This window comes from Roseobacter sp., assembly GCF_024639605.1.
In the GTDB taxonomy this organism is placed as follows: Bacteria; Pseudomonadota; Alphaproteobacteria; order Rhodobacterales; family Rhodobacteraceae; genus Roseobacter.
In genome coordinates this window covers 1-22365 of the sequence record NZ_JAHEHZ010000053.1, presented here as the reverse complement: position 1 = coordinate 22365, position 22365 = coordinate 1, and the positions used below count along the sequence as shown (strand labels likewise).

The window sequence follows — 22365 nt, the reverse complement described above, 5'->3', positions numbered from 1 at the left end:
GGCGCGGTCCGGCACCGGTATCGTTCATTTCGGCCCGGGAGCATTTCACCGCGCCCATCAGGCGGTCTGCACCGACGCGGCCCTCGCAGCAAGTGGTGGCGACTGGCGGATCCTCGGCGTCAGCCTGCAAAGCACCGCCGTTGCTGACGCGCTCCGGGATCAGGACGGGCGATATACCCTTGTGACACGCCCCGGCCCGGGCAGCACCCCGCACCTGCAGGTGATTGGCAGCATCGCGGGCGCGCTGGCTGCTGTGCGCGGCACAAAAGGTGTACTTGCAGCACTGCAAAACCCCGCCACCCGGATCGTCAGCATGACGGTAACCGAGAAAGCCTATGGCCTCGACCGCGCAACAGGCCGGCTTGATCCAGGGCACCCCGCCGTGCGCGATGACCTCGCACGGCCAGGCGCGCCAACCGGTCTCGCAGGCCTGATCACCGAAGGCCTGCGCAGGCGCCGCGAAGCGAACACGGGGCCTTTTACCGTCGTTTGCTGTGATAACATGCCGGACAACGGCACGATGGTGCGCAATGTGATTCTTGACTTCGCCCGCCGCACCGACGCCTCTCTTGCGGCCTGGATCGAGGACCACGTGACCTTTCCCGCGACCATGGTTGACCGGATCACGCCAGCGCCGACCGCAGACCTCAGAGCCGAAGTTGCCGGTCTTCTGGGATGCGAGGACGAGGCAGCGGTCGAGACCGAGCCCTTTACCCAATGGGTAATCGAAGACAGTTTCTGTGCGGGACGGCCCGACTGGGAAGCCGGTGGCGCGATCTTTGTCAGAGATGTCGCTCCCTTCGAAAACATGAAGCTGCGTATGCTCAACGGGGCGCACTCGCTGATCGCTTATACCGGTGTTCTTTGCGGCTTTCCTTTTGTACGTGATGCGGTCGGGAACGCGCAGCTTCGCGCAGTTGTGCGGCGGCATATGCAGGCGGCGGCGGCCACCCTCGATCCGATCGGCGGTTTTGATTTCGACGGTTACGCGGATGATCTGATGCAGCGGTTTGCCAATCCGCAGATTGCGCATAAGACAGCGCAGATTGCGATGGATGGCAGCCAGAAGATGCCACAGCGGATATTTGCGCCGGCCTTGGTTGCAAAAAACCGCGGACTGGACATCATGCCGTTTGCGACTGCGACAGCTGCCTGGCTGAGATATACTACCGGCCTGACCCCGGAGGGGCAGCAATATGAGCTGCAAGATCCGCGGGCAGACGCGTTGCACGGGCTTCATGCCGGCAACGCGGACGCGCGCGTTATCACTGCGCGGTTGGCGGCTTTGCCGGGGCTCCTGCCTGAGGGCCTCGCAGAAGATTCCGGCTGGATCAACGCAGTCGCGCAAAAGCTTTCGCCAATGCTGCAGGGGGATGCGGCCGCTATCCTCAGTGCTGCCTCGGACTGAAGACCGGGCGGCCCCTTGTTCGGATTACAGCCCGGACAGACTTCGGAGGCGCAAAAAACCGCACAGGGCGCAGACACGAGGTGCGGTCGTTCCTGATTTCCTCGCAGATCGGGAAACTTTCCCGGTCCGGGCAAAAATAATGACCCAACAGACCTTTATGCATGGCTGATCTGGCGGTTTTGCAGGAAACGATCCTATATCCGCCTCACAACACCGGAATACAGGGGGAGATACCGTGAGAATGATATTCGCCGCACTTCTGGCCACACTGGCTGCCGTTTTACCTGCTCAGATCAGCGCTCAGGAACGCGTGGAACTTGAGATCGGGTATATGCCGATCCTGCCCGTGTCACAGCTTTTCATCGGGCTGGAAGAAGGCTGGATTGAGGAGGCAGGGATCACACCGGATCTGGTACAGTTTCAGAACGGGCCGGCCATGGTACAGGCGCTGCTTGCAGGACAGCTTGACGTGGCCTATTTCGGGATCGGCCCTGCGATGGTCGCCCGCGCGCGCGGCGCAGACATCAAGGTCGTCAGCTCCAATATCGTGGAGCAGATTTCCGTGGTCGCACTGGGTGAACTGGCCCCGTATTTCGAAGGAGATCACGCGACTGCCTTTGACCGGTTTGCCGCCGACAAGGGGCGCAAGGCTGTGATCACCACCTTCCCCACCGGATCGGTGCCTGAAACTGTGCTGCAGTACTGGCTGCGCCGGCAGCTTGGCGCGGACGCGGATCAGGTCGAGATCATTTTTCAGGGGGCAGCACAGGTGCAGCAGGCACTGCTGACCGGTGCTGTCGATGGTGCGGCAATCCTCGAACCGATCGTCTCCATTGTGACCTCGCGCCTTGATGATGCGGTGGTCGTGGCCGCGGGCTCTGAGCTGTTCCCCGGTCAGCCCGGTGCTGTGCTGGCGGTGCGCTCGGAGGCCATCACGGCGCACTCCGATCAGATCCGGGCGCTTGTTGCGGCACATAAACGTGCCACTGACCTGTTGGTGAATGATCCCGATGCCGCCACACCAGCCGTCACGAAATATGTCGGCGGTGGCCGTCTTGATCCGGAGATTATCCGGAGCGCCATTAAGGGCTCAGCTGCCGGCTTTGTGTCTGACCCCAATTTCATTATCGAGGGTACACGCGTTATGCATGATTTTCAGGCGGAGCTCGGAACGCTTAAAAAGCCTGTGGATCTTGATGCGCTTTTTGACGTCTCCATCTACGACTCTTTGTCCGGAGGCTGAAATTGACTGCTCTGACTGACACGAAAACCGGCCGTGCGCTTCTGGGTGCGGCCGGTCTTCTGAGCTTTATCGCTTTGTGGAAATGCGCACAGGAATTCGAGTGGGTGCGGCGCGGCACGATGCCCGACCCCTTTCTGCTGCCCGCTGCCCTGATGGACGAGTTCACCTCCGGGCGCCTTCTGCCTGCGGTGGGTTCAAGCCTCGTGCACTATGTCTGGGGTCTCTTTCTGGGCAGCTTTCTGGGATTCATCATCGGCATGGCCGTGGCAACCTCGCGCGGTCTTGATGCCTATCATGCCTGGCTGGCGCGTATTCTGCGCCCGATCCCGCCACTGGCCTGGGTGGTTTTTGCCATCGCCTGGTTCAAGGTGAGCCACGCAGGCGCGGCTTTTGTGATCTCGATCGGGGTCTTCTGGGTCAATTATTTCGCCACCTATTCAGCGGTCCGCAATGTCGATCCGCGGTTTTACGAACTGGCGCGCGCCTTTGGTCAGGGGGCCTATTTCAAACTGCACCGCTCGGTCACGCTGCCCGCGGCCTCCCCGGGTATTCTGTCTGGTCTGCGCACAGGTGTGGGCCAGGCATGGATGACGCTTATCGCAGCGGAACTGCTGGGCGTGCCTGGTATGGGTCAGGAGATGAACTCAGCCGCCGGCGTCGGTGCCTATGAGGCTGTGGTCATCTACATGCTGGCAATATCGCTGGTCTATACCATCAGCGACTGGCTGTTCAGTTTCGCCGAGGAAAGGATCCTGCAATGGCGCCCGTCCTGAGCGTTGACCGGGTCAGCCTGCGTTTTCCCGGTGCAGACCAGCCGATCCTGAAAGATTTCTCTCTGACTGTGGAGCGTGGCGCCTTCATTGCGATCGTCGGGGGCTCGGGGGTTGGAAAATCGACTTTGTTGCGTGCGATTGCGGGGCTGTTACAGCCCGATCAGGGTGAAGTGACACTCGACAGCGCCGAACGCCCGGGCCAGCGCAGGCGCGCCATTGTGTTCCAGGATGGCCGGCTGATGCCCTGGCGGACGCTGCGGTCGAATGTGGAATACGGACTTGAAGGCCTGTCTCTGCCCGCCGGTGAGCGCACGGCGCGCGTCACCGAGGTCTTGCGGCTGACCGGGCTTGAAGAACTTGCCGACCGGTATCCCCATCAGCTTTCCGGCGGACAGGTACAGCGCGGCGGTATTGCCCGGGCGCTGGCCGTGAAACCGGATGTCCTGCTGATGGATGAGCCGTTTTCTGCTGTGGACGCACTGACCCGGACATCGTTACAGGACGAACTGACGCAGATCTGGCAGGCCAGCGGTGCGGCGGTGGTTTTTGTGACGCATGACATTGCCGAGGCCGCTTTTCTGGCCGACCGGGTTGTGGTGCTTTCCGGTCAGCCCGCCGGGATTGCCTTTGATAAACCGGTGCCGGTTGAGCGGCCCCGCAAACGTGACACACCTGAACTGGGCAGGTTTTCGGACGCGGTCGCGGCGGCGCTCTGATCAGGCAAGGTCGGCGGCCCTGAGATGTTGCGTCTGCCCGGTGAGATACCGCACAACCTGCTCTTCGGTCTGATCGATATCGACAGTGACGCAGGTTTCATCAGGTCCCGGCGGCTCAAGGGCCGCGAACTGGCTGTCGAGCAGGGTAAGCGGCATAAAGTGACCCTCCCGCGCGCCCATCCGGCCGGCAATCAGGTCCCGGCTGCCTGACAGATGCAGGAAAACGACATCGCTCCCTGCACCGTCGCGGATCAGATCGCGGTAGCGCCGGCGCAGGGCAGAACATCCGATCACCACGTCCCCCCGGGCCCGCGCGAGGGCTGCTGCTACCGCCGCAAGCCATGGGCCTCGATCGCCGTCATCCAAGGGTTCTCCGCGCGACATCTTGGCGACATTCTCAGCCGGATGCAGATCGTCGCCGTCGATAAACTGTGCACCGATGGCTCTTGCAAATCCGGTGCCGACAGAGGTTTTGCCGCAGCCCGAGACCCCCATCACCACATAGCGCTGCATCAGAGCGAGGCCGTGATGCCGCCGTCCACAAAGACGGTCGTGCCGTTCACGAAAGACGATGCCCCCGACGCGAGGAAAATACAGGTGCCGACCAGTTCATCGACATTGCCCCAGCGCCCGGCGGGCGTGCGCTTTTCCAGCCAGGCGGAAAACTCAGGATCAGCAACGAGGGCTGCGTTGAGCGGCGTGTCGAAATACCCGGGCGCCAGACCGTTGCACTGCAGCCCGTATTTCGCCCAGTCGGTTGCCATGCCTTTGGTGAGGTTGGCCACCGCCCCTTTGGTCATTGTGTAGGGCGCAATACCGGGGCGTGCGAGCGCCGTCTGTACTGAGGCGATATTGACGATCTTACCCGCGCCGCGCCGGATCATATGACGTGCACAGGCCTGTCCCACGTGGAAAACACTGGCGATATTGGTCTGCATCAGCCGTTCAAAGGCATCTGCCGGGAAATCCTCCAGCGGTGCGCGGTGTTGCATGCCAGCGTTGTTCACGAGGATATCAATCGCGCCGGTTTCTTCCTCAAAACCATCCACTGCCGTACGGACGGCTTCATGATCCGTAACGTCGAACGCGAGCAGATGAGGATTGCCGCCCATATCCTGCGCCGCAGCACCGAGCTTATCCACATCCCTTCCGTTCAGAACGACCGCTGCACCCGCTGCCTGCAGCCCTTTGGCCAGAGCAAAACCAATCCCCTGAGAAGATCCGGTGATCAGCGCGCGCTTGCCGGTGAGGTCGAATAGGGACAGGCTCATAAGGGGGCTCTTTCTGCTCGACTTCGGCGCTTCGATCATTTTATGTTATCGATAACACGGCTTGTCAAGTTTCCGACGGACGGTGCTGCCGGGGAGGTAACAGATGAAATCGGTCGTTATTCATGCGCCGCGCGACCTGCGCATCGAAGAGCGCGAAGCCGCATCTCCGGGCCCCGGCGAGGTCGGGATAACAGTGGCCGCAGGCGGGATCTGCGGCTCTGATCTGCACTATTATAATCACGGCGGATTCGGCACCATCCGGTTGCGGGAACCGATGGTACTGGGCCACGAGGTCTCGGGATATGTCTCCGTGCTCGGAGAAGGCGTCGAGGGGCTCACGACCGGTGAACTGGTCGCGGTCTCTCCGTCGCGGCCCTGCCGTACGTGTGCGTATTGTCAGAAGGGCCAGCACAATCATTGTCTGAACATGCGGTTTTACGGATCCGCGATGCCGTTCCCGCATATCCAGGGCGCGTTTCAGCAGCAGCTTGTCGTCGACCCGCGCCAGTGTGCGCCCGCCGGCGAACTGACCCCGGGCGAGGCTGCGATGGCAGAGCCGCTGGCGGTGTGCCTGCACGGTGCGCGCCAGGCCGGAGAACTTCTGGGGAAGCGTGTGCTGGTCACCGGCTGCGGACCCATCGGGTTGCTCTGCATCCTTGCTGCGCGACGCGCGGGTGCTGCGGAAATTGTCGCCACTGATCTGACCGGTTTCACTTTGCAGATGGCGCGCGATAACGGTGCGGACCGGGTGATAAATACCGGCGACACGCCCGACGCGCTCAGCGCCTATGAAGCGGAGAAGGGATATTTCGACGTACTCTTTGAGTGCACAGGTGTCGCCAGTGCGCTCGCCGGAGGCATCGCCGCCATGCGCCCGCGCGGCGTGATCGTACAACTGGGGCTCGGCGGTGATATGACGCTGCCGGTACAGGCGCTGACCGCAAAAGAGCTGCAGCTGCGCGGCTCGTTCCGCTTTCACGAGGAATTCTTCACCGGCGTTGAACTGATGCGCAAGGGGCTGATCGATGTGAGACCGCTGATCACCCAGACCCTTGGCGTGGATGAAGCGGTAAAAGCCTTTGAGCTGGCCAGCGACCGGACGCAGGCCATGAAGGCCCAGATCTCTTTTGCGTGACACCTTCACGTCAATCCGGCGATCGTCTCTTTCCCTTTGCGTCAGGCTGAATGATAGTGCTGCCGGGCAAGGCCCCGTCGGGATGTTCCGGGTCTGCGGTCCGTTATTGACAGGAGTATGTTTTCCATGAGCAGCGACATCGGCCTTATTGGCCTTGGTACAATGGGAGCCGCACTGGCACTCAATATCGCCGAAACTGGTTTTGACATCGCGGTGTGGAACCGGACCACCAGCGTCGCACATGATTTCGCAAAAGGTGCCGGGGATCTCGCCTCGCGGATTACACCTGCCGAAACCCTCGAAGATCTGGTGGCCGCGATCTCTGAGCCGCGCGCGATCATCCTGATGGTGCCGGCAGGAGAGGCCGTGGATGCACAGATCGAAGCCCTGCGTCCGCTGATGGGACCTGATGATCTGATCATAGATGCAGGCAACGCGAATTTTCATGACACTAACCGCCGCGCCCGCGCCGCGACCGGGCCGTTTCTGGGCATCGGGGTGTCGGGCGGTGAGGAGGGCGCGCGCCACGGTCCGTCGATCATGGGCGGCGGCATCCGTGCGCACTGGGACAGGGTCGCGCATATCCTTGAGGCGATCAGCGCAAAATACAACGGAACCCCCTGTGCCACATGGATGGGTGAAGAGGGCGCCGGGCACTTCGTCAAAGCCGTACACAACGGGATTGAGTACGCCGACATGCAGATGATCGCAGAGGTCTATGGCATCCTGCGCGATGGCATGAACATGCGGGCGGCTGACATCGGTGCCGTTTTCGATCGCTGGAACGAGGGGCCGTTGCGGTCCTATCTGATCGAGATTTCCGGCAAGGTGGCAGGGGCGTACGATACGGCGGCGAATGGTCCGCTGCTCGATGTGATTGTGGATGCCGCCGGCCAGAAGGGCACCGGCCGCTGGACCGTGATCGAAGCGCAGCATCTGGCGGCTCCTGTCCCGGCAATCGAGGCGGCTGTTGTAGCACGTAATCTGTCGTCACAGCGGGACGCGCGTGCGGCGGGCGAGGCGCTCTTCGGGGCTGCGCCGAAAGAGCTGCCTGAGGGGACCCTTTCGGAGACCGTCCTCGAACAGGCCATGATCGCCGGCAAGATACTGTGCTATGCTCAGGGGTTTGCGATGATCTCGGCGGCCTCGGACGCTTTTGGCTGGGCGCTGCCCCTGCCCGATATTGCGCGGGTGTGGCGTGAGGGCTGCATCATCCGCTCAGACATGCTCAACGATATGGCCGCCGCGCTGACTGAAGATCCGGACCGCAATCTGATGCTGGCGCCTCACTTTGCCAACCTGCTCAAGATGAACCATGACGGGCTGCGAGAAGTCGTGGCACAGGGCGCGCTTTACGGTCTGCCGGTGCCGGCGCTGAGCTCGGGTCTGGCCTACTTCGACGCCATGCGCACGCATCGCGGCACCGCCAATATGATCCAGGGACAGCGCGACTTCTTTGGCCTGCACGGGTTTGAACGCCTTGATGATGGCAGTACCGGACAGCACGGGCCCTGGGCGCATGACTGACATATGATCCCGGTGGACATGCTGCCCCTGATCGCGGTTGCAAGTGCTGCGTTTCTGATTGCGGGCACGGTGAAAGGCATCGCGGGGATCGGTCTGCCCACGGCCGCGATTGCGCTGATGACGCTTTTTACCGATCCGCGCACGGCGATTGCGCTGGTGTTGTTCCCGATGATCGGCTCCAACGCCTGGCAACTCTGGCGGGAGGGTGAGATCATTCGCACAGCGAAACGCTACTGGTTGTTTTCGCTGGTTCTTTTCGCGGGGGTGACAATCACCGCCTTTTCCACCCGGGATGCCGGTGACCGGTTTTTGCTGGTGGCACTGGGGGTTGTGATCCTGATTTTCGTAGCGGTCAGCTGGAAAAAACTCGTACCGCCGGTGCCGGACAGATATGACACCGCAGCCCAGGTCGGGTTCGGAGTTTTTTCGGGGTTCATCGGCGGAATGACTGCCGCATGGGGTCCGCCCATGGCGATGTATCTTTCCGCCCGCGGCGTTCAGAAAGACGAGTTTGTACGCGCCACGGGCTTTATGATTTTCGTTGGCAGCCTGCCGCTTTGTTATGCCTATGCGCGGCTCGGGTTTCTGACCGGACCCTTAAGCGGCGTTTCGATTGCGATGCTGATCCCGGCCATCGCCGGGTTCTCGCTGGGCGAAATCCTCCGCCGCAGGCTCTCGGTCGAAGGGTTCCGCAATGCGATCCTGATTGTGTTTGTGTTTCTCGGGCTCAACCTGATCCGCCGCGCGATCTGGTACGGCTAAGCCCGCTCAGAAACAGGATTCCAGCAACTTCCGGGTATTCCCGCGCTTCATCTCCACCGGGTTGCCACCGGTGCTGGGGTCCTTCAGTGCCGCTTCGACCAGCGCATCAAGATCAGGATCTGTCACCCCCAGCGCGGTCAGATTTTCCGGAATGCCCAGCCGTGCATTAAGGTCGCCCACAAACGCGCAGAACCCGTCGAAGCCGCCCGTAATACTCAGATAGTTGGCTGCGCGCGCCAGATGGCGGCGAACCTTTGGCTTGTTGAACTGCAGCACCGGCAACATCACCACCGCATTGGTCGTTCCATGATGGGTGTGGTGAACCGCGCCGATCGGGTGGCTGAGCGCATGGATCGCGCCGAGCCCTTTCTGAAACGCAGTGGCCCCCATGGCGGCGGCAGACATCATATGGCTGCGTGCTTCGATATTTTCGCCGTCCTCAAAGGCGGTGATCAGGTTGTCTTTCACAAGCCGCATGCCTTCGAGAGCGATGCCCTGCGACATCGGGTGGTAGTGCGGCGAGCAGTAAGCCTCAAGGCAATGGGCAAAGGCATCCATGCCTGTCCCTGCGGTGATCGCCGGCGGCATGCCAACAGTCAGTTCCGGGTCGCAGATCACGACGGCGGGCAGCATTTTTGGATGGAAGATGATTTTCTTTTCCCGGGTTTCCGGGTTGGTGATCACACTCGCGCGGCCCACTTCAGAACCGGTGCCGGCGGTTGTCGGCACAGCAACGACCGGTGCAATGGCATCAGCGTCCGCACGGGTCCACCAGTCCCCGACATCCTCGAAATCCCACAAGGGACGGGTCTGTCCGGCCATGAAAGCCACAGCCTTGCCCAGATCAAGCCCCGAGCCACCGCCGAAAGCGATCACACCGTCAAAGCCACCCTCGCGGTAGGCCCGCACACCGGCGCCGACATTCGCGTCGGTCGGATTGGGGTCGACCTCCGAGAAAACCGCGCGACCGAGGCCTTCGGCTTCCATCAGATCGAGGGTCTTCTGTGTGACAGGCAATCCGGCAAGCCCTTTGTCTGTCACCAGCAAAGGCCGGGTAATACCTGCAGCCGCGCAGGCCGAGGCGATTTCGCTGATCCGGCCTGCGCCGAAACGGATACTGGTCGGATAGGACCAGGTTGCGTGCAGTGTCATGATGTCGTTGTCTTTCTTTTCGTGGCCTTCAGGCCCGTTCAAATCCACGTGCAATTTCCCAGTCGGTGACTGCACGGTCAAATTCTTCGATTTCCCATTCAGCCGCACGCGCATAATGGGTGATCACGTCTTCGCCCATCGCGTCTTTGAGCATCTCTGATCCCATCATCCGGGTGCGTGCTTCGGCAAGATTGGCGGGGATGCTTTGCGCATCGCCTGCGTCATAGACGTCACCGGTCGTTGCAGGTGCCAGCTTCAGTTTGTCTTCAATTCCTTTTATGCCCGCGGCCAGCAACGCGGCCTGCGCCAGATAGGGGTTCAGATCAGATCCCCCGATGCGGCATTCAACGCGCACACCTTTTGTGCCTGCCCCGCACAGCCGGAAGCCGGCGGTCCGGTTATCGACGGACCAGACCGTTTTGGTTGGCGCAAACGTTCCTTTGGCAAAGCGTTTGTAGCTGTTGATGTAGGGCGCAAGGAAGTACGTGTAGTCAGGCGCATAGGCGATAAGACCGGCCATATAGTGGCGCATCAGGTCCGACATTCCCAGATCGTCGGACGGGTCACGAAACACATTATCGCCGTCGGACCAGAGCGACTGGTGCACGTGGCTGGAGCTGCCGACTTTATCCGCGGCCCATTTGGGCAGAAAGCTTGCGGCGTGGCCATGCTGCCAGGCAATTTCTTTCACTGCATGTTTGGCGATCGAGTGGTGATCGGCACAATCAAGCGCCGGGGAATAACGGATGTTCAGCTCTTCCTGCCCGGTTTCGGCTTCGCCTTTTGTGTTTTCGACCGGGATGCCCATGGCGTGCAGGCCGTTGCGCAGCGGGCGCATCACGTGCTCTTCCTTGGTGGTCTGGAAGATGTGGTAATCCTCATTGTAGCCGGAAATCGGTGTCAGATCCCGGAATCCCGTCTTGCGGATTTCCTCAAAGCTTTTCTCGAACAGGAAAAATTCCAGCTCCGTGGCCATCATCGCTGTGAGGCCCATCGCCTCCAGTCGCGCGACCTGTTTTTTCAGTACAGCGCGCGGGCTGTGCGCCACCGGAGTTTCGCCGTCATGCTCGCAGATGTCACAAAGCACCATTGCCGTCCCTTCGAGCCACGGCACGGGCCGCAGCGTGCTCAGATCCGGACGCAGCACATAATCGCCATAGCCTTTGGACCAGCTTGCGGACCTGTAGCCTTCGGGTGTGGCCATCTCCAGATCAGTGGCGAGCAGGTAGGTGCAGCAATGGGTTTCCGCATGCGAATGCTCCAGGAAGTTCGCTGCGTGAAAGCGTTTGCCCATCAGCCTTCCCTGCATGTCCACACCGCATACGAGCACAGTATCAGTTGTTCCCTCGGCGACATGCGTGCGCAGCGCGTCAAGTGTCAGGGGCGTCGTCATATCAGGCTCCAGTTGCTTTTCAGGTACGGACAACGGGGCGTCCGGTCGCGCGCCACCCCGCGGTACATGATCGCCACGTCACAGCGCAATGGTCAAGCAGATGTGCCGCACCCGTCGCCGGGTTCTGCGACAGGTTGCATTCGTGCAGGAAAACGCCGCAGAATGCCGCCACCCGTTCAGCCAGAGGACAGGACAATGTCCACCCTTTCCCGTAAACCGATCAACGGTCTCTCTCATGTCATCGGAGACAGTACCGAGCCGCTGCTCAATATTACCCTGCCAGGTCTGCTGGCCGGGCAGGCGGCGCGACTGCCTGATCATCCCGCTGCCGTCTTCCGGGCGCAGAATATCCGCTGGAGCTATGCGCAGTTTGCCGCAGAGACCGACAGGCTGGCGGGCGGACTGCACAGCATCGGGCTGCGCAAAGGCGACAGGGTGGGCATCTGGTCCCCCAATCGCGCTGAGTGGCTGCTGACCCAGTTTGCCACAGCACGGATTGGTGCGATACTGGTGTGCATAAACCCGGCCTACCGGATCTCTGAGCTGGAATATGCGCTCAACGATGTCGGGTGCAGCGCGCTGATTACGGCGCGCAGTTTCCGCGGCTCTGACTACACAGGCATGCTGGCCGAGCTCGCGCCCGAGCTTGCGACCGCCGCGCCCGGCGATCTGCGGGCCGCGCGTCTGCCCCACCTGCGGGCTGTGATTGTCATCGGGGACGGCGCTGCACCTGCCGGCACGCTGAGCTTTGATGAGGTCTGTGTGCAGGGTGACGATGTGCCAGTGCCGGAACTTGACGCCGTCACCGCGGATCTCGATCCTCAGGATCCGATCAATATTCAGTTTACCTCCGGTACTACAGGCAGACCCAAGGGCGCCTGCCTCACGCACCATAATATCGTCAACAACGCTCATTTCGTGACCGGTGCGCTTGAGCTGACCGAGGCTGACAGGCTCTGTATTCCGGTCCCGTTTTACCACTGTTTCGGCATGGTCATGGGCACGCTTGGCTGCGTGACCAGGGGGGCCACCATCGTGGTCCCCGGAGAGGGTTTTGACGCCACCGAAACCCTCGCTGCGGTGTCGGATGAGGGCTGCACGGCGCTTTATGGTGTACCGACGATGTTCGTGGCCGAACTGGCACTGCCGGACTTCGCCAGCTGCGATCTAAGCACACTGCGCACCGGCATTATGGCTGGCGCCCCCTGCCCGGTTGAGGTCATGCGGCGGGTGCAGTCACGCATGAACATGACCGGGGTTACAATTGCCTATGGCATGACGGAAACGAGCCCGGTGTCGTTTCAGAGCAACGTCGATGACCCGCTGGAGCAGCGCGTTTCATCCGTCGGGCGTATTCACCCGCATGTCGAAGTGCGCATTGTCGATGATACAGGTGCCACGGTGCCGGTGGGCGCACAGGGTGAGTTGCTCACCCGCGGGTATTCAGTGATGCAGGGCTACTGGGGTGCGCCGGAGAAAACCGCCGGATGTATAGACGCGCAGGGGTGGATGCACACCGGAGACCTCGCGACGCTGGATGAAAACGGCTATTGCGCCATCACGGGACGGGTAAAAGATATGATCCTTCGCGGCGGTGAAAATATCTATCCGCGCGAGATCGAGGAGTTTCTCTACACCCATCCCGATATCGCACAGGCGCAGGTTTTCGGCATACCCGACCGGCACTACGGTGAGATTGTCTGCGCATGGATCGTGCTCCGGGACAATGCCGCTCTGAGCCCTGACGCGGTGCGCACCTGGTGCCGCGAAAACATCGCGCATTACAAAGTACCCGCGCATATCCGTTTCAAAGACAGCCTGCCGATGACAGTGACCGGCAAGCCGCAGAAATTCATCATGCGTGATCAGATGGTTGCGGACCTCGCCAACGCGTGACCTGTCCGCCCTGGCGGCCGCAGCCGGTCAGATCCCGCGAGGGAAATGACCGGGGCATATCGTGCGGCGAAGCCGCGCCTTCGGATCAGACGTCGCCGGTGTACTCGCCGCGCGCCGGATACTCATTCTTAATCGCGAAATCGAGTGCGCCGACCAGTTCCGAAAAATGCGGTCGTACAAAAGGCATGGTCTGCACGGATCCGTAATACAGCGTCTGCTCGGGTGTCACCATAAACAGTCCGGGCTCCGAGAAAAGCGCAGGCTCTTCGATGCCGATTGAAGTGGTCCCCCGACTTGTCGATATATACAGGCCCCACTCGCGCGCCGACGCCAGCGACAGGTTATAGGCAATCCGTAAATCACCGGCACCGATCTTGTCCGCCATCCCGCGTGCGCGCTCCTCATCGTCTGAACTGACGGCCACGGTCTTTACACCGCGCTCGGCAAATTCCGGGGTGCGCTTTTGCAGTTCTGTCAGATAAGTGGCGCAGATCGGACAATGCAGACCGCGGTAGAAACACACAACAGTGCCTCGTTCAGAGCCATCACTGCCCAGATCGAATTCACCGTGATCAAGTGTTGGCAGGACGAGGTCCGGCACCTTCTGGCGTGGCATCAGCATCGTTGAAACTCCTTTGAGAATTATTGACCGTTCGGTCTCTTACACAGTTCCCTTGTGATGGAAAGAGCCCGGATATCACATCCGCTTGTTTTCTGTGACAGACTGAAAAGATGTCGCGAACAGACATGACCTGTTCCGCGATCGGGCACCTGATGTCCGGGTATACAACCCGGAAAGGCCAACGATGACACCCCGGTTCAGGAAAACCGCCGATTTTATATCCGACCCTCAGGTGCCTGCTGCCGCGCGACAGGCCATGACACTGCTTTTGCTTGACACAATTGGTGTCGCTGCCGGTGCAACTGGTCTCGAACCGGCACGGCTGGCACGCGAACACGCTGCCGCATTTCATGGTGCTGCCGATCCGCGGCATCAGGCCCGGATGATGTTCGACGGCCGGGCGGTTTCGGTGCCTGGCGCTGCGTTTGCAGCCGCCACGCAGATCGACAATCTCGACGGGCACGACGGGTACAACCCTGCCAAAGGTCATATCGGCTGTGCGGTCATACCCGCCCTGTTTGCCTTCGCCGAAAACCATCCCGATCTGAGCATGCGCGCCGCACTTGATCTGCTTGTGATGTCTTATGAGGTCAGTGCACGGGCTGCGATCGCACTGCACCGCACCGTCAGCGACTATCACACCTCAGGTGCCTGGAACGCGCTCGGGGTTGCGGCCATCGGTTGCCGCCTGCGCGGTGCTACGCGGGAGCAGTTGCGCGAAGCACTCGGGATCGCGGAATACCACGGACCGCGCAGCCAGATGATGCGCGAGATTGCGACCCCCACAATGCTGCATGACGGGTCGGGCATGGGCGCGCTGACCGGTGCGATGGCCGCCCTTCTCGCCGTCGACGGGTTTCAGGGCGCCCCGGCCATTACCGTCGAAAACCCGGATGTCGCCGATATCTGGGATGATCTCGGGCACGACTGGACGGTGTGCAAAAACTATATCAAACCCTATCCCGTCTGCCGCTGGGCCCACGCACCGCTGGATGCTCTGTCCTGTCTCATGCGCGAAAACGCCCTTGCCTGTGATGATATCCGCGCTGTGCAGGTGAATACCTTTGACCAGAGTGCCGCCCTTTACGCAGGTGTGCCGGATACAACCGGTAAAGCACAGTATTCCCTGCCATTTCCCCTCGCCATCATGATGCGCCACGGTCATGTCGGGCCCGCCCATATCTCAGGGGCCGGCCTTACGGATACCTCAGTGGCCGACCTCCTGCCCCGGATTACGGTGACCGCGCTGCCGGAATATACCGCGCGTTTTCCCGCACAGCGCTGCGCAGACGTCACGGTGATCCTGCAGGACGGCACTACGCTGACCTCGGGCTTCACCGAAGCACGTGGCGGCCCCGAAGCGCCCCTCAGCACAGAAGAGATCGGTGCAAAGTTTCACGCCTTTGCCGCCCCTGTGATCGGTGCTGAGCGTGCCTCACAGATCTGGGCCCTGCGCGAGCCGATGACGCAGGATGCTCCGATACGTTTCAGTGACCTTACGGCCCTTGTGACTGATCCTCCCTGACAGAGATCTTTTGGCATCCCCCCTTGCTCCCCGTCGCCCCCGGCAGATATAGCCTGTTGCAACTGTTCTCCTGCCAGAGGCCCTGCCATGTCCTTCGACCGCTCCGTGAAAATTGCTCCCTCAATCCTCTCTGCTGATTTCGCGAATTTTGGTGCAGAATGCGAGGCCATCGAGGCGCAGGGAGCGGATTGGGTGCACGTCGATGTGATGGATGGCAGGTTCGTGCCAAATATCACCTTCGGGCCGGCGACCTGCGCTGCGATCCGCCCGCACATCAAGGGCGTGATGGACGTGCATCTGATGATCACGCCGGTTGACCCGTTCATTTCAGCTTTTGCGGATGCCGGTGCGGATGTGATTACTGCCCATGTTGAAGCCGGGCCACATATCCACCGCACTCTCCAGGCGATCCGCGGCGCAGGTGCCAGGGCCGGCGTGGCGCTGAACCCCGGCACACCGGCGGAGGCGGTCAGCAGCCTTCTCGATATGGTTGATCTGGTCTGTGTGATGACCGTCAACCCGGGCTTTGGCGGCCAGAAATTCATCCACAGCCAGGTCGATAAGGTGCGACAGCTGCGCACCATGATCGGCGACCGGCCGGTGCATATCGAGATCGATGGTGGTGTCGACCCGGCGACCGCACCGCTCGTGGCACAGGCGGGAGCAGATGTGCTGGTTGCCGGCTCTGCGGTCTTCCGCGGCGGCTCTGTCCGTGACCCGGCTCCTTACGGGGCCAACATCAAAGCGATCCGCGAGGCCGCGTCCGGCACTTATGTCTGAGTGCGCTCAGGTCAGCCTCTCTGCCGGCACCTTTTTGAAAACACCTGTTCCCGTGGCAATGAGACAATCATCCGCATCCCGTAATTCACCGGTGATATAGAGCAGACTACGCCCGCCCCCTGTAAGACGGCCCACAGCCGTCACACGCCCCTCGCGTGCGGGCGCAACAAACTGGGTCGTCAGAGACACCGTCAGGAAAGGCGCTGTCCCGCGCGCATCGACCGTCAGCGAGGCGGTGGCGCCGCAGGCGCTGTCCAGCAGCATGGTTGCGATGCCGCCGTGCAGCACATTGTGGCGGTTAAGATGCTGCGGCCCCACATCCAGCCAGCACCGTGCAACGGACCTGTCACGTACATCAATCACATATCCCACGAGCCGCTGGGTGCCGGTCTCGCCGGTAATAATGCCGGGCTCATGCACCTCAGGCATCACGGTTGAGATCGTCAAAGGTCCGGCCCTGCGCAACAAGCTCGCGCAGGAGGGGTGCTGCGGACCAGAAATACGCGTCCTCCTGCGCGAAACGGTCGATATCGGCGAGAACTTCGGGCAGTCCGGTCATATCGGCCCACTTCATCGGGCCGCCGCGATAGCGGGGAAACCCGTATCCGAAGATCTGCACCATATCCACATCGAGCGGCCGTCCGGCGATGCCTTCGCCCAGGACCTTTGCCCCCTCGTTGACCATCGCCGCCATGTAGCGGCGCTGGATTTCCGCATCGCTGAAACTGCGCGGCGTGATGCCCCGCTCCACGCGCTCGGCCTTGATCAGGTCGATGACACGCGGATCAGGCGTGCCGCCGCGCCGGCCTTTTTCATAGAGATAAAACCCCTCTCCCGTCTTTTGACCGAAATGCCCTGCCTCGCAGAGTTTGTCAGCATAGCGCCCGACCCTTTCGCGCGGATCACGGCCTGCAGCGCGGCGTTTACGCATCGCCCAGGCGATATCCAGACCAGCCAGGTCCGACACCGCAAAAGGCCCCATCGCGAAGCCGAAATCCTGCAGAGCGCTATCGATCTGAAACGGGCTCGCCCCGTCAAGCACCATGTGATCAGCTGCCGACCTGCAGGCATTGAGCAACCGGTTGCCGATGAACCCATCGCAGACACCGCTGCGCACCGCTGTCTTGCCCAGGCGTTTGCCGAGCGCAAACGCGGTTGCGGTGACATCACCGGCCGTTTTGTCCGCGACAACGACTTCAAGAAGTTTCATCACATGCGCCGGCGAGAAAAAATGCAGCCCGATGACGTCTGACGGGCGGGCTGTGGCCGCGGCGATCTCATTGACATCCAGATAGGATGTGTTGGTGGCCAGTATCGCACCTGGTTTGCAGACCGCGTCGAGCCGCCCGAAAACCTCGCGCTTTACATCCATATCCTCAAAGACCGCTTCAATCACCAGATCCGCGTCACTCAGGGCTGCGTCCCGGGTATCGCAGATCAGGTTCTCGCTAAGCATCCTGCTCTGTTGCTCTGCGGTAATTTTGCCGCGTTTGAGCGCACCTGCAAGATTGCCGGCGATGCGTTCGCCTGCAGCCTGCGCGGCTTGCTGTGTCATCTCAAGCAGCGCGACCCGCAACCCGGCCAGCAAAGCCGCCGTGGCGATGCCCGCTCCCATCGTACCACCGCCCACAACACCGATCTGCTCAACCTGCCGTGCCGGGGTATCTTTCAGTTCCGGCAGATTGCTGACCTGACGCTCGGCAAAAAACGCATGGATCATGCCTTTGCGCTGATCGGTCTGCATCAAATCATTAAAGATCCGCCGCTCTTCCGCCAGGCCATCGACGAAGGGCAGTTCAGAACTGGCCTGCACGGCGCGGACCGCGGCGGCAGGCGATATCTGCCCGCGTCCCTTTTTCAGCACCTCTTCGTAAACCGCATCCCAGTCAAGTGGCTCAGGTGCCGGCAGTTCGCTGACCGGGCGTCGCGCAGCAGCTTCTGCCAGAAGGGTGCGTGTGTATGAAAGGCCTGCCTCTTCCGGATCGTTCTCCGTAATTTCGTCAATAATACCGAGCGCCAGCGCGTCGCGGGCTCCGAGGTGCCGGCCGGAGGTAATCACCCCGATGGCGTCTTTTGCCCCGCAGATGCGTGGCAGCCGCTGCGTTCCGCCGGCCCCCGGTATAAGACCGAGATGAACCTCGGGCAGACCAACGCGTGCTGTCGGCTGCGCAATCCGGTAGTGCGCCGAGAGCGCAACCTCCAGACCGCCACCGAGGCTGACGCCATGCAGGGAAGCCACGACAATCAGCGGCGAGGCCTCAATCCGGTTGCACAGATCAGGCAGGTGCGGCTCTTGTGGTGGTTTTCCGAACTCACGGATGTCCGCACCGGCGATGAAGGCTCGCCCGTCGCCCACAATAAGCACGGCGCGCACCCCGGTGTCTGCTTCTGCCCGGTTCATACCTTCGGCGAGACCGGTGCGGACCTCCTGGCTCAGCGCGTTTACCGGCGGGTTGGCGATCCGAAGCACAGCGATATCTCCGTCTCGCCGGTAGTGGATTTTATCGGTCATGGGGCTCCGCCTTCCCTTGTGATCTGCGCACGGATCGAGATGGCCGATGCCTGATCTGTGCGTTGCTCAAGTGAGTGTACCGTGGCGCGCAGGGCCGGTGCCACCTCTTCGCGCAACCGCTGGTCCGTCAGGCTTCCCGTGGGTCCGCCGCAGGAAAACCCGACAGGCTGTCCCAGCGCCGGCGCGAAATAGGGCACGCCCACTGCATTCACGCGACCGGGATAGCGCATTTCCCGCGGGACAATTGTAAAACCGTCACGCATCAGTTGCGCATAACCGTTTTTGCGAATTGCGCGCAGCGCTGTTCCAGGCTTCAGGCGCTCAAAGCGTGCGTCATCGAGCGCACCAAGCACCGCCTGCCCCGAAGACGAGCCGAGCAGCGGGATGCGGTGCCCGCTCTGCGCACCTACCGTCTGGCCTGTCGCAGGATGCCAGGCGCACAACAGAACCATCAGTTCCCTGTATCGCACCGAGACCGCAGTTAGCGTTCCGGTCTTGTCTGCCAGTCGCTGCATGTCACCTGCAACAATCTCCAGAAAAGGCACGGAAAACGTGGCAACCGTGCCCAGCACCAGAGCCGCAGGCCCCGGGAAAAACCTGCCGTTACGGCCGTTCTGCGACAGATATTCCAGCTTGGACAGGGTATAAGTCAGACGCGACACAGTGGGTTTTGGCAATCCGGTCCGCTCAGAGATCTGGGCATGGGTAAGGCCTACATCATGGATGGTGAAAGCCTCAAGTATACGCAGCCCGCGCTCCAGCGTATTTGCAAATTTCCTGTCGGTACCGGTCTGCGACATCACAGAAGACACGGGCCAGACAAGGGCGCAGGTTTCAGACAACCATCTGATTTCACTATCATTAAGGATATCACCTTCCGGGATGAAGTGCCTGACGTTTCACAGGGTAAAACAACATCCGTATCGAGGCAAGTCACCCCGCCCGGTAGATAAAACACCGTCCGGGCACTGCGTCCCGGGGCAGGTCCGTTTCCGTCAGGCCGGTGAAAAACATCCGGTCGCTGGAGACCATCAGACCACCCGGTGCCAGCAAAGGCTCGATCACCGGGGATATTTTCCGCGCGAACTCTATATTTTTTTGCGCGTTGTGCCCGCCAAGATCTGCGTGGATGAGCGACGCGGTCGGGCCGAACCGTTCCAGTGCAGCCGGCAGGGTATCGAACACATCGCCGAGCAGAACGTGATCTTCTGGCGGTGTGCTGTCAGGATGCGACGCAATCGCCCGCTCAAAGACGAAGATATCGCGATCGGGCATTATTTCACACATGTGATGATAGGTGCGCCCGTTGCCCAGACCAAGTTCAAAGACCGGCCCGGGCAGACCCGCTGTCTGCTCTGCTGCGTGATTGAGACAGGCCCGCTGCGACACCATGCGGTTAATAAAGATATCAAGACGGCTCATTGGGGCTCACTCCGGTCGGTTCTATGCATCAGATGCCCCTTTTAGGAGAAAATGAACAGCACAAAGCCAATCATGCCTCTGTGCGCTGGACCTGAGGCGTGAAATCGCGTTGACTGTAAACGTCGGGGGGCACGCGCATTTTCCCGGCCGGAAAACAGCCAGGGAAGCGAACAACCGCAGATGACCCCATTGCTGGATGTCAAGAATCTGAGCATCGGTTTCGGGGCCGGGGAACCGGTTATCCGGGATGTAAGCTTTCAGGTTATGCCCGGCGAAACGCTGGCACTGGTGGGGGAGAGCGGATCGGGCAAAACCATCACCTGCCGCTCGGTTCTGCGCATTCTGCCGGATGCGGCGCGCATCAGCAGCGGCGAGATCACCTTCAGCTGCAAAGGCAGCACGCGGGATCTGCTCAAGATCCCCGAACGCGAAATGCGCGAGATCCGCGGCGATCAGATTTCGATGATCTTTCAGGAACCCATGCGATCGCTTTCGCCACTGCACCGGCTGGGCGATCAGGTGTCCGAAGTGCTGCGTCTGCACCGTGATATGGGCAAAAGCGAGAGCAAGCGTACGGTGCTGGAAACTTTTGAGCGGGTGGGCTTTCCCGATCCTGAGCGGGTCTGGCGATCTTATCCGTTCGAAATGTCCGGCGGCATGCGGCAGCGCGCGATGATCGCTATGGCTATGGTGGCGAAACCTGAACTGCTGATCGCGGACGAGCCGACCACCGCACTCGATGTGACCACCCAGGCGCAGGTTCTGGGCCTGATCAAGGATCTGCAGAAAGATACAGGCATGGCCGTCATTCTCGTCACCCATGATCTGGGCGTGGTCGCCAATATGGCCGAGACCGTTGTGGTGATGAACAAAGGCCGCGTGATGGAGAGGGGCCCCGCGCCTGTCGTGCTTGGCTCGCCGGCACATGGGTATACGCGCAAACTCTTTGCCGCGGCGCCGCAGATTCCGGAGGTGGCGGCCCCTGCCCGTGCCGCAGCACATGATGATGTCATCCTTGATCTGCGCAATGTGTCAAAGACGTATACGATGCGTGCCGGTGGCTGGAGCGCGCCGGTGCGGGTCACGGCCTGTCACGAGGTCAACCTCGCACTGCAACGCGGCAAGACCCTCGCGGTCGTGGGCGAAAGCGGCTCGGGCAAGACGACCTGCGCGCGTATCGCACTTGGCGCAGAGGTACCCGACGCGGGCAGTGAGGTTATTTTCCGCGCCGGCAAAGGCGGCGGGCCTTTGCACGTGAACGCAATGAGCCCGGAAGAGCGGGTGGCCTTCCAGCGGCAGGCACAGATGGTCTTTCAGGACCCTTATTCATCGCTGTCACCGCGCATGCGTGTGCAGCAGGCGCTGACCGAACCGATGGAGATCCACAACCTCGGCACCCGCGCCGAGCGCCGCGAAAAAGCCGCTGAGATGCTGCGCTGGGTCGGGCTTGATCCGTCGATGCTCGCGCGGTATCCGCATGCCTTTTCCGGTGGCCAGCGCCAGCGGTTGTCCATTGCGCGTGCGCTGACGCTTGAGCCGGAACTGCTGGTCTGCGACGAGCCGACCTCGGCGCTGGATGTCTCCGTCCAGGAGCAGATACTGACATTGCTGGAAGAAATCCGGGACGGTATGGGGCTGAGCTATCTTTTCATCAGCCATGACCTTGCGGTTGTGGCGCGCATTGCCGATGAGGTCGCCGTGATGCGGCAGGGTGTGGTCGTCGAACAGGCCCCGCCCGACACGCTTTTTTACAACCCGCAGCATCCCTATACCAAAGCGTTGATCGCCGCGCAGCCAGAGCCGGATGTGAACCGGCCAATTGACCTCACACTGGTGTCAAAAGGCGCGGGTTCGTCAGCAAGCTGGCCCGATGCTTTCCGCTTTGACGGTATCGATGCCCCCGCTCTTAGAGAACTGGAACCAGGCCATAAGGTGCGTTGCCATGTTTAGATACATTCCGCTGATACTGAGCGCCTGGCTGCTGATGCCGGCGCCGCTGACAGCACAAACAACCGGAGCCGGAACCCTGACGGAGGTCGCCCTTCCGGCGGTCGAGGAAAGCTCCTTCTGGCAGGCCGAAGTCAGCAGCGGCAATCTGCCGCCGGTTTCCGAGCGGCTGCCGCTCGATCCGCTGGTGATTGATCTGGAAGCCAAGGGACGTACCTTCGGCAAACAGGGCGGCACCCTGCGGACGCTGGTTTCGCGTTCCAAGGACGTCCGGCAGATGG

General features: G+C 61.3%; 20 protein-coding genes and 1 pseudogene. 12 read left to right on the top strand and 9 right to left on the bottom strand.

The window, feature by feature from the left end:
* The 4 genes from Q0M35_RS09035 to Q0M35_RS09020 form a co-directional block, all read left to right on the top strand.
* The coding region (locus Q0M35_RS09035) for a mannitol dehydrogenase family protein (protein WP_295314340.1) at positions 1–1408 on the top strand (1408 nt) is incomplete at its 5' end.
* Positions 1409–1649: 241 nt separating this feature from the next.
* Positions 1650–2651: an ABC transporter substrate-binding protein gene (locus tag Q0M35_RS09030; protein ID WP_295314346.1), complete on the top strand. Its 1002-nt coding sequence runs from the start codon at positions 1650–1652 to the stop codon at positions 2649–2651.
* 2 nt (positions 2652–2653) lie between these two features.
* Complete coding sequence (locus Q0M35_RS09025) at positions 2654–3424, top strand: ABC transporter permease (RefSeq protein WP_295314338.1); 771 nt, start codon at positions 2654–2656, stop codon at positions 3422–3424.
* Positions 3409–4140, top strand: a complete 732-nt coding sequence (locus Q0M35_RS09020; protein WP_295314336.1) for an ABC transporter ATP-binding protein — start codon at positions 3409–3411, stop codon at positions 4138–4140. Before Q0M35_RS09025 ends, Q0M35_RS09020 begins: the two co-directional genes overlap by 16 nt.
* On the opposite strand, the gene Q0M35_RS09015 is transcribed toward Q0M35_RS09020, so the two are convergent.
* Complete coding sequence (locus Q0M35_RS09015; RefSeq protein WP_295314334.1) at positions 4141–4653, bottom strand: gluconokinase; 513 nt, start codon at positions 4651–4653, stop codon at positions 4141–4143.
* Entirely contained in the window at positions 4653–5411 is a 759-nt protein-coding gene (locus Q0M35_RS09010) for an SDR family oxidoreductase (RefSeq protein WP_295314332.1), read from the bottom strand. Before Q0M35_RS09010 ends, Q0M35_RS09015 begins: the two co-directional genes overlap by 1 nt.
* A 103-nt stretch (positions 5412–5514) precedes the next feature.
* On the opposite strand from Q0M35_RS09010, the gene Q0M35_RS09005 reads away from it, so the two are divergent.
* The 3 genes from Q0M35_RS09005 (at position 5515) to Q0M35_RS08995 (ending at position 8835) form a co-directional block, all read left to right on the top strand.
* Positions 5515–6546 (top strand): L-idonate 5-dehydrogenase, encoded by a 1032-nt coding sequence (locus Q0M35_RS09005; protein ID WP_295314330.1) that lies wholly within the window; start codon positions 5515–5517, stop codon positions 6544–6546.
* Between the two features lie 126 nt (positions 6547–6672).
* Positions 6673–8073, top strand: coding sequence for an NADP-dependent phosphogluconate dehydrogenase (gene gndA / locus Q0M35_RS09000; RefSeq protein ID WP_295314328.1), 1401 nt, complete (start codon positions 6673–6675; stop codon positions 8071–8073).
* A gap of 3 nt (positions 8074–8076) precedes the next feature.
* Positions 8077–8835, top strand: coding sequence for a sulfite exporter TauE/SafE family protein (locus Q0M35_RS08995; protein ID WP_295314326.1), 759 nt, complete (start codon positions 8077–8079; stop codon positions 8833–8835).
* A 6-nt stretch (positions 8836–8841) separates the two neighbouring features.
* Here the strand turns inward: Q0M35_RS08995 and Q0M35_RS08990 are convergent, their stop codons facing one another.
* Positions 8842–9987: an iron-containing alcohol dehydrogenase gene (locus Q0M35_RS08990; protein ID WP_295314344.1), complete on the bottom strand. Its 1146-nt coding sequence runs from the start codon at positions 9985–9987 to the stop codon at positions 8842–8844.
* 28 nt (positions 9988–10015) lie between these two features.
* Complete coding sequence (locus tag Q0M35_RS08985) at positions 10016–11380, bottom strand: glutamine synthetase family protein (RefSeq protein ID WP_295314324.1); 1365 nt, start codon at positions 11378–11380, stop codon at positions 10016–10018.
* A gap of 195 nt (positions 11381–11575) precedes the next feature.
* Here Q0M35_RS08985 and Q0M35_RS08980 point away from each other — a divergent pair, with 195 nt between their 5' ends.
* The gene (locus tag Q0M35_RS08980) at positions 11576–13276 is read left to right on the top strand and encodes an AMP-binding protein (protein WP_295314322.1); all 1701 of its coding nucleotides are present in this window, start codon (positions 11576–11578) and stop codon (positions 13274–13276) included.
* 85 nt (positions 13277–13361) lie between these two features.
* On the opposite strand, the gene Q0M35_RS08975 is transcribed toward Q0M35_RS08980, so the two are convergent.
* Positions 13362–13898 carry a peroxiredoxin-like family protein gene (locus Q0M35_RS08975; protein ID WP_295314320.1) on the bottom strand — a complete coding sequence of 179 codons (537 nt, stop codon included), beginning with the start codon at positions 13896–13898 and terminating at the stop codon, positions 13362–13364.
* 184 nt (positions 13899–14082) lie between these two features.
* On the opposite strand from Q0M35_RS08975, the gene Q0M35_RS08970 reads away from it, so the two are divergent.
* Both Q0M35_RS08970 and rpe read left to right on the top strand, forming a co-directional pair.
* Positions 14083–15423: an MmgE/PrpD family protein gene (locus Q0M35_RS08970; RefSeq protein ID WP_295314318.1), complete on the top strand. Its 1341-nt coding sequence runs from the start codon at positions 14083–14085 to the stop codon at positions 15421–15423.
* An 87-nt stretch (positions 15424–15510) separates the two neighbouring features.
* On the top strand, positions 15511–16203 hold the full coding sequence (gene rpe, locus Q0M35_RS08965; protein WP_295314316.1) for a ribulose-phosphate 3-epimerase: 693 nt from the start codon (positions 15511–15513) through the stop codon (positions 16201–16203).
* A gap of 6 nt (positions 16204–16209) precedes the next feature.
* Here the strand turns inward: rpe and Q0M35_RS08960 are convergent, their stop codons facing one another.
* From Q0M35_RS08960 to Q0M35_RS08945, 4 genes are all read right to left on the bottom strand, one after another.
* Entirely contained in the window at positions 16210–16650 is a 441-nt protein-coding gene (locus Q0M35_RS08960) for a PaaI family thioesterase (RefSeq protein ID WP_366519653.1), read from the bottom strand.
* Positions 16625–18715, bottom strand: coding sequence for a 3-hydroxyacyl-CoA dehydrogenase NAD-binding domain-containing protein (locus Q0M35_RS08955; RefSeq protein ID WP_295314314.1), 2091 nt, complete (start codon positions 18713–18715; stop codon positions 16625–16627). The genes Q0M35_RS08960 and Q0M35_RS08955 overlap by 26 nt, the downstream gene beginning before the upstream one ends.
* A complete protein-coding gene (locus Q0M35_RS08950; protein ID WP_295314312.1) occupies positions 18712–19557 on the bottom strand; it encodes an IclR family transcriptional regulator in 846 nt (281 codons plus the stop codon). The genes Q0M35_RS08955 and Q0M35_RS08950 overlap by 4 nt, the downstream gene beginning before the upstream one ends.
* 91 nt (positions 19558–19648) lie before the next feature.
* Positions 19649–20137 (bottom strand): class I SAM-dependent methyltransferase, encoded by a 489-nt coding sequence (locus Q0M35_RS08945; protein WP_295314310.1) that lies wholly within the window; start codon positions 20135–20137, stop codon positions 19649–19651.
* Between the two features lie 180 nt (positions 20138–20317).
* Here Q0M35_RS08945 and Q0M35_RS08940 point away from each other — a divergent pair, with 180 nt between their 5' ends.
* Together Q0M35_RS08940 and Q0M35_RS08935 are read left to right on the top strand one after the other, a co-directional pair.
* Positions 20318–22087 (top strand): ABC transporter ATP-binding protein, encoded by a 1770-nt coding sequence (locus Q0M35_RS08940; RefSeq protein ID WP_295314308.1) that lies wholly within the window; start codon positions 20318–20320, stop codon positions 22085–22087.
* A 34-nt stretch (positions 22088–22121) separates the two neighbouring features.
* A pseudogene (locus tag Q0M35_RS08935) lies at positions 22122–22365 on the top strand (ABC transporter substrate-binding protein); the annotation flags it as partial.